This window comes from Vallitalea sediminicola, assembly GCF_054408565.1.
In genome coordinates this window covers 1-12,439 of the sequence record NZ_BTPT01000031.1, presented here as the reverse complement: position 1 = coordinate 12,439, position 12,439 = coordinate 1, and the positions used below count along the sequence as shown (strand labels likewise).

Genomic DNA, 12,439 nt, shown 5'->3' with positions numbered 1-12,439 from the left:
AAAAAAATCTCCTGCCCGGCTTGTTTCATCGCCAACAAGAGATTTATTATCAGTTTTTCTTTATCATCTTTAATCTAGTAAATTCTTCTCTTTCTTTTTCTTCCAAAGCATTTTGTATATGTTTTGTCAAATCTGTATACCTTGGAATCATTATATTCTTAAGGGCATTAGCCCTTTTTTGAGTTCTTTTAATATTGATTGCAAGTCTATAGATTGCATTTTCTACTTCAGCCATTACTACTGTTAGCTGTTTAACTTTATAGAATTTACTAAATGCTTCATCAAGGGATAGTGAAGTTCTAGCAAAACCATACTGGGGATGTATTTCTTCCTCTGGTATACTGATTATGGGTATCTCTACCCCCATGATACTTCGTGTTTTTATCTCAATATCTTTTTCTTCTTCAACAGCAGTCCCTATTTGCTCAACAGTACTTATCCCTATAGACATATTAGCATTTTGAAGCGCATCATATGCCTCTGTAAAAGTTGAATCAATATGAGATTGAATTTCCTCTGCCTTATCTATAAGAAGCATCATTTCTCTTACCAGTATGTTTCTTTTTTTATCTAACAGCTCATAACCTTGCTTAGATAATCTCAGTGTGTTTTTTGCTACAATCAAATTACCTTTAGTAGGAAATAATGTTGTATCCATATCAATCACTTTCCTTTACTAAGTTTAATTACTGAGGGGGGGCTAATATGAGTAATCTACTTTGCTTCCTCATAATAAGGTTTATAATATTTATCTAATACCTCATCATCAACTCTATCAAGCTCTTCTCGTGGTAATATTCCAAGAAGTCTCCAACCCAGATCAAGGGTTGCATCCATGTAACGATTCTCATCTCTAGCCTGTGATACGAATAATTCTTCAAAAACTTTACCGAAATGCATATATTTTTTATCTATATCAGATAATTCATCCTCTCCAATTACTGATGCTAACGCCTTAACCTCTTGCACATGGGCATAAGAAGCAAATAATTGATTAGCTATCTGTGGATGGTCTTCTCTAGTAAATCCGTCACCAATACCATCCTTCATAAGTCTAGATAATGAAGGTATTACTATTATTGGTGGATAAATCCCTTTTTGATGTAGTGACCTATCAAGAACAATCTGACCTTCTGTAATATATCCTGTCAAGTCAGGAATTGGATGAGTTATATCATCATTAGGCATAGTCAATATAGGAATCTGAGTGATAGAACCTGACCTATCTCTTAACATTCCAGCTCTTTCATACAAAGAAGCAAGATCACTGTACATATAACCTGGGAAACCTTTTCTACTAGGAATTTCTCCTTTTGATGAAGAGATTTCTCTAAGTGCTTCACAGTAAGAAGTCATATCAGTTAGTATAACTAACACATGCATATTATGTTCAAATGCCAAATACTCAGCAGTAGTCAACGCACATCTTGGAGTAACAATTCTTTCTACAACTGGATCATTAGCACGATTAAGGAACATTACAACTTTCTGTAATACACCGCTTTCTTCAAAACTTCTTCTAAAATATTCAGCAACATCATTTTTTACACCCATCGCTCCAAAAACAACAGCAAAATTATTTTCATCATCTTCACCTGTAAGTTTAGCTTGTTTTACAATCTGAACAGCTAGAGCATCATGAGGCAAACCATTTCCTGAGAATACAGGTAATTTCTGTCCTCTGATTAGAGTAGTAAGCCCATCTATTGCAGATATACCTGTCTGTATATAATTTCTTGGATATTCTCTAGAAATTGGATTTATTGGACTTCCATTAATATCTCTGCTGATTTCAGGTATTATATCACCTAGTCCATCAATTGGTCGTCCTAGCCCATCTAATGTTCTACCTAATATTTCTTTTGATAAAGGTATTTCAAGAGCTTTCCCCCTGAAACTTGTCCTTGTATTAGCGCTTGATATACCTGTAGTTCCTTCAAAAACTTGAATAACAGCTATATCGTCTTTTATTTCTATGACTCTACCTACTCTTTCTTCTCCATTTTCAAGTTTTATGTCAACCATTTCTTCGTATGATACATCTTTTACACCCCTAAGAACTACAAGGGAACCAGTTACTTGTTTTAATCCTAAATATTCTATACTCATAGCTTCTTCCTTTCGAAACTCTTATAACTTTCCTTTACTTCTTCATAGAAATTATCAATTCTCTCTTTCAGTAGGTCAAATTCTTTAAGATTATTATTACTTACATTATATTTCATCTTAATCATTTCATCATATATACCTGTTTTCCTAAGCTGTGACATTGGTATTCCGCCATTTACCAGCTCTTTAGATTTATCATGTAGGTATAGAATAATTTCCATCATTCTATATTGCTTCTTCATAGGTACATAAGTATCAATATCATTAAATGCATTTTGCTGTAAGAAACCTAATCTAATAACTTTTGATATTTCAAGAGTTAATTTTTGATCTTCGGGTAAAATATCAGCTCCAATTAATTTAACAATTTCCATTAATTTGCTTTCAGCTTGAAGTAAACTCACTATCCTAGTTCTTAATTCAAAGAAATCATCAGCTACTTTAGTTTCATACCAATTCTCTAAGTCATCTATATATTCGCTATAACTATTTAACCAGTGTATTGCTGGGTAATGCCTTGAATAAGCTAATTGCCTATCAAGAGCCCAGAAACATCTAACAAATCTTTTTGTATTCTGTGTTACAGGTTCTGAAAAGTCTCCACCTTGAGGTGAAACAGCACCAATTATACTTACTGAACCCTCACTATCGTTAAGATTATCAACGTATCCTGCTCTCTCATAGAACTGCGATAATCTTGATGGTAGGTAAGCTGGAAAACCTTCTTCAGCTGGCATTTCCTCAAGCCTTCCTGATATCTCTCTAAGTGCCTCAGCCCATCTAGAAGTAGAATCCGCCATTATCGCTACATGATATCCCATATCTCTATAGTATTCGGCTAGAGTTATTCCCGTATATATAGAGGCTTCTCTCGCAGCAACGGGCATGTTAGAAGTATTCGCTATCAATATGGTTCTATCCATCAATGACTTGCCTGATTTTGGATCTATTAACTTTGGAAAATCTTCTAACACTTCAGTTATCTCATTACCTCTTTCTCCACAACCAATATATACAATGATATCAGCATCACTCCATTTTGCAAGCTGATGTTGCGTCATTGTTTTTCCAGTACCGAAACCACCTGGAATAGAGGCTGTACCACCTTTTGCTATTGGAAATAATGTATCTATAACTCTTTGTCCTGTAACAAGAGGTATTGTAAGTCTTCTCCTACTTTTGAAAGGTCTTGCCATTCTAACTGGCCATTTTTGTATTAAATCAAGTTCTTTTATTTCATCTTGTTCTGTCTTTATTTTAATAATGGTATCGTGAACTTTGTATCTTCCATTAGGAGCTGCATATTCTACTACTCCCGACATATATGGGTGCATCATGACTTTATGTATAACTAAATCAGTTTCCTTAATTTCCGCTAATACATCTCCGCCTTTAATGCTATCACCTTTTTTTACAACAACTTCAACTACCCATTCTTTTTCAGTATTGAGAGATTCTATGTCTAATCCTCTGCTAATAAAAGAACCAGAAATCTCCTCCATCTTTCTTAAAGGACGTTGAATTCCATCAAAAACTCCACCTATAATACCAGGTCCTAATTGAAGTGATAAGGGTTCACCTGTTGATATTACAGGTTCTCCTACTTTTATTCCAGTAGTTGATTCATAGACCTGTACAATAATATCTTCATTTTCTATACTTATTACTTCACCTATTAATTTGGCATTCCCAACTAAAACCATTTCTAACATTTTAAACTTACTGCTACCTCTCACAGTTACAACCGGTCCATTTATCCCAACTATCATATCATCTTTGTTCAAATTTGCCACCTTCTTTACTCAATTTCAAGATTACAATTATGCAAAAATGTCTCTTTTTGCTTGTATAATTTACTATAAAATGAATCATCTAAGTATAAGTTTTTAGTCTTATTGAATATCTTACATCCACCAATCATTTTTTTATTCTTATCTTCCAGATTAACTTTATTATCAAATTCTTCATTAAGCCTACTAAGATATTTTTCATCAGTATGGTCAATATATATTAATATTTCCCCATCTCCCATTTTGGTTACGTCCTCTTTTATCATATTTTTCAGATATTGTTGGTACTCCTTTTTTTGTGTAAATTCTTCTAATTTTTTCTCTGCATCTTGGAAAGTACCTTTTATTATTTCTTCTCTAGCTTTCAATATCTTTCGTTTACTATCCATAATAGACCTAGATATTATTTCATTTTTTTCCTTTTGTATACTTTTTAATCCACTTTGAATTATTTCATAAGCTTTGGATAGATATGCAAGCTCTTTTTCTTCATATATTACATCAAGTTCTTTTTCCATTTGCTCCATTATTTCTTTTCTTTGATTACTTACATCTGTCATGATGTCATGAGCAAACTTATCTATCTTTTCTTCAACAATTCGCATAATTACCCTTCTTCCTTTTTAACAGTATTAAACGAAAACAAATCTCTTGATTATTATTATATTTTTAGCCCGATAGCTTCTCTGACATATTTTGTAATTGAATCAGGTGTTCTACCGGTACCATGTCTATCAGGAATCTCTACAATTAAAGGCGTATGATAATTGAGTTTTATATCCTTTATCTTATCTGCAATCAATTTACCCAGCTTTTCTGTTATTAATATTATACCTATATCCCTATCTTTTAGAGCTTCATCAAGAGCATTACCTATTTCTTCAATCTCATGTACAACTACACCTTCAACACCTGCTAAACGCATACCTGTTTTCGTATCAATATTATCACTTATAAGGTACATTTTCATGGTGGTCTACCTCCGTTTTATGCTATAGGAAATTTCTTAAATGAAAGTTTCCTGTTGCAGAAATATTCTCAATGAGAATAAGTCGATATAGCCTCTTTTGTTTATTAACCTAAAATCAATATAGATATGATAAGTCCATAGATAGCGATACCTTCAGCAAGACCAACGAAGATAACTGTTTTACCTAGCAATTTTGAATCTTCACTAATTGCACCTATAGCTGCTGAACCAGATACGGCAACTGCAATTCCTGAACCTATAGCAGCTAAACCAGTTGATAATGCTGCTGCTATATATCTCATACCTTCTGCACTAGCAGCCACTTTTTCAGTAGTTTCTGCAGCTAGGGCTGTAGTTCCTCCTGTTAACAAAACAACAGTAGCTACTATCAAAATCCCAAAGAAACTTAAAACATTGATTCCTAAAATCGTTTTGGCTTTGCTTCCATCAATACCTCTCTTAATTGCATATACTCCAGTTCCCACTGTAACAATCACTAATAAAAGTGCTAAACTCATTACTATATCCATTATATTTTCCTCCTTGATTTTCCCATAAGCCTCATTTATCTTAAAATGCAGCTTTATTTTATTTATTATCATAAATCAACTATTTAAGCTCTTCGCAACCAATATCTATGTAATACATTACATCTTATATTTTAAGTTGCTTGTTTATCTTTTATTTTGAATGGATTAAAGCTTATGCCCTCACCACTAAAAAATCTACTAAATAATTCGTAATATTCTAATCTTAAACCTTGAATACCTACTATTAACCCTTCCAAACAAATAATCAATATATTACCGAAAATCATTACAAATATGCTTCCTGTACCACCTACCATATCTGCCATCATGTGAAAAGCTAAGAAAAACCCAACATGATTAAGAGCAAAAGCACCAACCCTTATGAATGATATTGTATTACTTAATATGGCAAGTAAAGTTTCAATAAGTTCGAATATAGCTTCAATAAAATATCCTCCTTTATCTTCAGGTAATATATGTTTCTTTTTCTCAATTAAATTTCCCAAAGGGTGTGATAAGAATATTAATATTAATGGTAACACAATCAATAATATAATCTGCCATGCTGCAATTTTGAAGTCACTTCTTAATACTTTTGAAAGAGTTAAATAAATAAGTGCTAGATAGAAAATTAGCCCTGTTAATCCATTTCTATCAAAAAGTAATTGACCTATATTCTTCTTTTTGACAGCATTCCATATGTTTAGAACCATTGCCAGTATTAATAATAAAACACCAAATCCAATGGCAATAATTAATATTAATTGTTTGTTTTCCATAGGATTAATCATTGGTATAAATGAAAAGATTTCTCTTAAAAGCTCTTCATTTCCAAATATGGATCCATAAAACAAACCAAATATCCCTGATGCAATACCAGCATATATACCTATTTTCCCTAGGGTACTTCCTTTTTTCTTATAAATATAATAACCTAACAATGCTATTACTAACCCTTGTCCTACATCTCCAAACATCATACCAAACATTAGCAAGTATGTTATAGCCACAAAAGGTGTTGGATCAAGTTCATTATAAGATGGTGTACCATACATCTCAACTAATGACTCAAATGGTTTAAAGAATTTATTATTTCTCAATTTTGTAGGAGGTTTAGTCTTCTTAACCGCTTCATCCTCTTCTACTATACAGGTTATATCTTCATCTTCCTTAATCTTACCCATAAAGTCATCAAGTTGACTCTTAGGAACCCAGCCAGTAAGATAGAAAGCATCCTTTGAATGGACTACATGTCTCCTAACATCAAATACTTGATCTAATTGGTTAATGATATTATATATGTCCGCAATCTTGTCATAATTCTCTTTGTAGAAGTTATCTATCTTTTTATCACTTTCTTTTTCTTCATTGGATAACTTAGTCAAAGTATCATCTATACTTTCAATTACTTCTTTCGGATGTCCTTTTACTTCCCCAGAAATCCTGATTCTTTCAAAATATAATGATGCAAACAAACTATCAATACTTTCTTGTACTATTTTAGGCATAAAATATAATAAGAAAACATGATCGTCTTCTTCAAATACCTTGAAAGCTATTACCTCTAGGTCCTCTACATAATTATTAAGTTTCAAAAAACTATCCTTTGGCATTTTTCCAAATCTAAATTTCATAAACTCGAATTCAAATAGTTTATTGATCTCAATATCTACATTTTTGATTGGAATAATCTGTTTTCTTATTCTCTGATTAATTGTTATCTTATTCCTTAGTTCTTCTTTTTGTTTTATAAGTTTTGATAATTCATTGCTCAAATCTTCTACTACAGGTTCTACGTCAAGAGCACAATTGATTTGTTTGTCATCAATTTCAATCTGCTCTAATTTAATGTCAAGATTCTCGCATAATTTACCTAATTTCTTAATCACATTATCATAGGGATTTTGAATAGAAAATGGGTATAAACCTTTAACTGAATCTAGTATTGAAATTGCATTAACCAACTGTACATCATAAGGTAATACGTTCTTGATTACAAAATAATCCAGAGCTTTGATTGGTCCAGCTACATTTACAAAAAACATTTTTTCAATTGACATGAAATCGCCTCCTCCCTATTTTTCAAAACCTATTAAAAACTTTTTAATTTTGCTTGGATCAACGTCATATCTTATTCCTTCAATAATAGTTGTAATATTCATTATTTCTACCTCTTTAGCAAACATATAACCAAGTATAGGTGCTATAGAGAATGGATACATACTTATATTTTTATCATGAGTACTGAGTATGTACTCATAGAACTCCTTTTCCCAATAATGTTCATCTGTTGATAAAATGTCATTATATGGTGTTTTTTTCAATATTGGAGTTATTTCTTCAACACTGCTACAATTGATAAGTAATTTCAAATCTTTTCGACTTAACTTATAACGATAATGAATATGATACCTGTATAAAAGTTCCTTAGATATATTATAATATTTTTTCCCTCTGTATATCCACATAATGTTACGTAAGTCAGCTTCTAAACCTATAATATGGTCTGCTACTTTTTTATCTGTACCACTTACCAATTCAAGTTGTACAATAAGTTTTTTGTAATAATACATATCCAGTGCCATCTCTGCTGCAAATAAATCAATATTTTTATCATCTTTTATTAATGGATTCAAAATCATATAGAAATTAGTTCCCATTAATCCATCAACAAAAGTTCTAATATCTTTTGCCCCAAACAACTTATTGAAATCAATTACACTATATTTATTAATAAAAAACAATCTTCTATCAATTTGGTGTATATCTCCACCCATTTGTAATGTTCTAAGCATTTTCTTCAAGTCTTCTATCTCTTGTCTACGATAAATATATCTAAAAACAGATTTTTCATTTCCTTTGAGATACCTACCTATTTTAAGAGCTTCACTGATGATTGACTTATATAAAAGCATTTCTACCTGTCCTCTATGAACATTGCTTTCATTTAGTTCTTGTAAAAAGTCATTATAATAAGTATTATTTTTTAAATATATTGCAACTTCTAGTACACTGTTTCGTAGAAGTAGTTGCTCATAGTCATCTTTTGTTAGCATTTTGCCTTTCATTGCTCTAATCTTAGTAGAAAGATGACTGTACTTGAACGTTGCTAGCATATACTCACCTCTCTAGAACTGCTTTTACAAGCTCATCACTCCATATTTCTCTTTTTTCATCCCCATATAATTTCATTTTTTCAAGTCTTTCTTTTGCCATTTTTATATACTCATCTGCTTCACTCTGAGCTTCATCAAGTTCTCTTTGCCTTAGTTGTTTAACTTTTCTATTTGCATCATGCAATATCTTATCTTTTAATTCTTTGGTTCTGTTTAACATTTCTTTTTGTTTATTTTCTTTTTCTTCTTTTGTTGTGTCCAATACCTCCCTAGCTTTATTTTCAATAGAAATTATTTTATTGATAATAGCTTCCATCACTGCACCTCTTTTCTGTAACCTCTTTTACCTTTCCTTTTTTAAACCTAATTTATATGATATCAAAATTTTTTAAGAATCTCAACTTTTATCTATTTTTTCCCATACATCATTTTTGCTCATATTATTCAATATTCTATATTCATTATCGCCGACAGAGCAATCAAACTGGCAAATAGATGAATATTTGCAATATTCACAAGCGTTATCTTTACCATTTTTATATGGATAGATTAGTATATTACCATTCATGATTTCTCTACCTATCTCTTCTGTTTTGTCCTTAACGAAATCCATCAATTGTTCAAATTGTTCTCTAGAAGCAACTGATGACCTCTTGCCTATGGTTCCTTTTTTTGTTATCTGGACTGGCAGTATATCTGAGTAATTGTTGATTTCATTATCCATTTTACTAATGATATCAACATCTTCTAAGACTAACCCATTCATTTTCAGACTCTTAATTATTTGTTTCTCCAGTTCATCTTTATCTATATCTGACTCTGTCTTTATGATAGGATCATCAATATGATAGTAAAAAACTCCTGCTGGAACAATTTTTCTTGTCGTTTTCTTTTCCTCTAATTCAGTTACAGCATTTAGATATACTAATAATTGTAATTGTAATCCATAATAAAGAGCAGTAATATCAAATTGTTTATTACCTGACTTATAATCAATTACTTTTACATAAATAGTATCATCTGTGTCATATCTATCAACTCTATCAATTCTACCTCTTAATTTCATAGTTCTTTCATCATCAAAATCAATTTTTAGTGAATCAAGGTCTCCTTTATCAGGGTCAAATGCTACTTCATAATCAGTAGGCTTGAATTCTCCTTTTTTGATATGATATTGAAGTGCCCATATAGCTCTTTTAGTGATTCTTGTTAATCTATTAATTAGATAAGTGTTTCTTCCTGTACTGTAAAAGATATTATTACAGTATTTATCAGCTATTTGTATAACTGTTTCTTCTACCAATCTGTCCCTTACATCATCTTCAATATCGCCCCATTCCAATTCTCTTTTATTTAATTTTTTAGAGAATTCATCTATGGATCTATGAAATAATATACCTATATCAGGCATGGTTATCTCTCTTACCACTCTTTCTGAAACATGTAATCCATAGTCTAAAAAGTGAGCAAAAGGACACTTGGAAAATTCTTCCAACCTAGAAACACTATTGATAAGTGTATCTGTATAAATACTAGTAACTAATTCATCTGGTAAAAAATCTTCTTTATTCACATGATATAATCCATTAACAGCTGATCTAACTACATCATGCCACGTGTTATTACTATAATACCAGCTGTAAACATCTTTCCAATAATCAGTTAGACCGATATTATAATATTCTCGTAAGTTGCTTAGCATATTTCTAAACGTAGGTTTTTGAAGATATATATTATCTTCGTCATTTTGAGATTCTATATCAACAACTTCAAAATTTTTGAAGATTTTTTTAATTCTACTTATAAGTATTGACGGTCGCATTGCCTTCCCATCTATATCAGTTCTAGCATAACTGAGATACAATTTATTACTTGGTTTTGTTAATCCTGTATATATCAAGAATTGTTCCTCAAAAACTTTTTTCTTGTTACTTGGCGCAAGTTCAATACCTTTTTCCATTAATTTTTCTTTGTCAGAATCAGATAAAATGTTAGCTTTAACTGATATCTTAGGTATTTTCCCTTCATTGAGCCCTATTATAAATAATGCTTTTATTTCCCTTAATCTAGACCTTTCTAGATCACCCACTACTACTTGATCAAGTCCTGGCGGGACAAGTCCCATCTCGCACTGTTCTAGTCCTGATTCTAGTATAACACTGTATTCACTAAGAGCAATCTCTTCATCGCCTAATATATCTACTATATTGTCTAATAATTCCATTATTATTTTATAGATGGCCTTATACTCTTTTTCTAATAACAACTCATTGTTAAGCCTGAATATCTCACTTAAATCGTATATTTTCTCTTCTACACCTAGGTTCACTATAAGACTGTATAAAGCCTGAGTAATGTCCCTTACTTTTACTTTTTTACCACCTATTTTTTTACCAAATTCTAATAGTGGATTTACTATTTTTTCCCTAGTTACATTTATTCTTTGTAATTGTTCATTAGCATATTCATCATTGTTTTTATTATTTATGTAAGGATAATCAAATACTTGTTCCCATTGTTTTCTACCTTTTATCCCATAAGCCAATACATAATTTTCTATAATATCTATGTCCTTGATAGGTATTCCTGTCAAACTTGTTTTTAGATATCTGAATATAGTTTCATATGTATACCCTTTATCAATAATTGAAATAGCTGCTCTAATAAATTCTACAAATGGATGAGATAGAATATCTTTCTTTTTATCTATGAAAAATGGTATATCATAATCTTTGAAACACCTGGATATAATTTTTTCATATCCATCAAGATCACCCGTTACTACTGCTATCTCTCTATATCTATAATTATTCTCTTTTACTAGATTAATTATATTATTAGATAAATCAACTACTTCTTTTCTTATATTGGGAGATGTACGTATATGAATACCGTTTTTTTCTTCCTTGTATATTTTATATGGATACCTAAAAATATTTCTTTCCAAATGTTCTAATGCTTTATTTTTATATCTATTACATTCATTATCAAGAAGTATCTGATCTAAGACCTTAACTTTGCTCTCTTTCGCTAGATTATTCAATTTGTATATTGTTTTTTTTGTCTCATAAAATAACTCTGACTCATCTGATAAATCATCTATTTTATTTATGTTATCTATTGTAAGAGTAAGATATGTTTCATTACACTTCTTTAATATTTCATTCAATACTTTATATTGTATAGGTGTGAATCCATAAAATCCATCTATCCATATTGTAGATTCTTCTAATAGGTTAGATTTTTTAATTGATTCACTTAATATATCTAATGTATCTTCGTTAGTAATGTATTCATTCTTGATAAACTCTTTGAATCCATCATAAACAATCTGCAAATCATTTATTTTTGTTTTTAACAATGGTTTATTGCTCAATTCTTCTAATGATTTTGTAAGATCTTGTGTTGATATATCATATTGATATAACTCTGTTATAACACTTTTCAATTCCTTTATAAATCCTGGTTTCCCAGAATTTTTATAGAATAATTTAAGTTTATCCTTACCTTCTTCAATAACTTTTCTAATAACCATACCTTTACCGGTATTACCAAGTAAAGTCTTATTAGCACCACCAATTTCATCAAGTATACGATAAGCTAATCTTTGAAAACTTAAAACTTCTATTTGCATGATACCTGATGAAGGATGTAGTTTAACGATATCTTTTTGTGTCTCTAGTGTAAATTGTTCTGGAACTATCATGATAAGGGGTTTATCAATATTTTTCATGGATTCTTTTATAATCTTATCATAGCAATAATATGTTTTTCCTGATCCAGCACATCCTAGTATATATTGTAGCGACATATTAATCCCCCTAACTATCATCATCTATAAGTAAAAATAATTTTTTCATATTAAAAATTCCCAACATTATTATTTTAACAGATTAATTACTATATGTTAAGAAAAAAATGACC

At 30.6% G+C, this 12,439-nt stretch carries 10 protein-coding genes; all 10 read right to left on the bottom strand.

Features of this window, described 5'->3' with window-relative positions; all coding sequences use genetic code 11:
* Nucleotides 1-49: 49 nt before the first annotated feature.
* The 10 genes from ACX6CF_RS14120 to addB all read right to left on the bottom strand — a co-directional run bounded on the left by ACX6CF_RS14120 (nucleotide 50) and on the right by addB (nucleotide 12,326).
* On the bottom strand, nucleotides 50-658 hold the full coding sequence (locus ACX6CF_RS14120) for a V-type ATP synthase subunit D (RefSeq protein ID WP_458785989.1): 609 nt from the start codon (nucleotides 656-658) through the stop codon (nucleotides 50-52).
* A 56-nt stretch (nucleotides 659-714) separates the two neighbouring features.
* Nucleotides 715-2,109, bottom strand: coding sequence for a V-type ATP synthase subunit B (locus ACX6CF_RS14115; protein WP_458785988.1), 1,395 nt, complete (start codon nucleotides 2,107-2,109; stop codon nucleotides 715-717).
* Entirely contained in the window at nucleotides 2,106-3,893 is a 1,788-nt protein-coding gene (locus ACX6CF_RS14110; RefSeq protein WP_458785987.1) for a V-type ATP synthase subunit A, read from the bottom strand. Before ACX6CF_RS14110 ends, ACX6CF_RS14115 begins: the two co-directional genes overlap by 4 nt.
* A 14-nt stretch (nucleotides 3,894-3,907) precedes the next feature.
* Entirely contained in the window at nucleotides 3,908-4,504 is a 597-nt protein-coding gene (locus ACX6CF_RS14105; protein ID WP_458785986.1) for a V-type ATP synthase subunit E, read from the bottom strand.
* A 56-nt stretch (nucleotides 4,505-4,560) separates the two neighbouring features.
* A complete protein-coding gene (locus ACX6CF_RS14100; protein ID WP_458785985.1) occupies nucleotides 4,561-4,869 on the bottom strand; it encodes a V-type ATP synthase subunit F in 309 nt (102 codons plus the stop codon).
* A gap of 104 nt (nucleotides 4,870-4,973) precedes the next feature.
* Nucleotides 4,974-5,399 carry an ATP synthase subunit C gene (locus tag ACX6CF_RS14095; protein ID WP_458785984.1) on the bottom strand — a complete coding sequence of 142 codons (426 nt, stop codon included), beginning with the start codon at nucleotides 5,397-5,399 and terminating at the stop codon, nucleotides 4,974-4,976.
* 131 nt (nucleotides 5,400-5,530) lie between these two features.
* Nucleotides 5,531-7,459, bottom strand: coding sequence for a V-type ATP synthase subunit I (locus ACX6CF_RS14090; protein WP_458785983.1), 1,929 nt, complete (start codon nucleotides 7,457-7,459; stop codon nucleotides 5,531-5,533).
* Nucleotides 7,460-7,474: 15 nt separating this feature from the next.
* Complete coding sequence (locus ACX6CF_RS14085; RefSeq protein ID WP_458785982.1) at nucleotides 7,475-8,515, bottom strand: V-type ATPase subunit; 1,041 nt, start codon at nucleotides 8,513-8,515, stop codon at nucleotides 7,475-7,477.
* Between the two features lie 4 nt (nucleotides 8,516-8,519).
* Nucleotides 8,520-8,831, bottom strand: a complete 312-nt coding sequence (locus ACX6CF_RS14080; protein ID WP_458785981.1) for a hypothetical protein — start codon at nucleotides 8,829-8,831, stop codon at nucleotides 8,520-8,522.
* Between the two features lie 81 nt (nucleotides 8,832-8,912).
* Complete coding sequence (gene addB / locus ACX6CF_RS14075) at nucleotides 8,913-12,326, bottom strand: helicase-exonuclease AddAB subunit AddB (protein WP_458785980.1); 3,414 nt, start codon at nucleotides 12,324-12,326, stop codon at nucleotides 8,913-8,915.
* Nucleotides 12,327-12,439 lie beyond the last annotated feature (113 nt).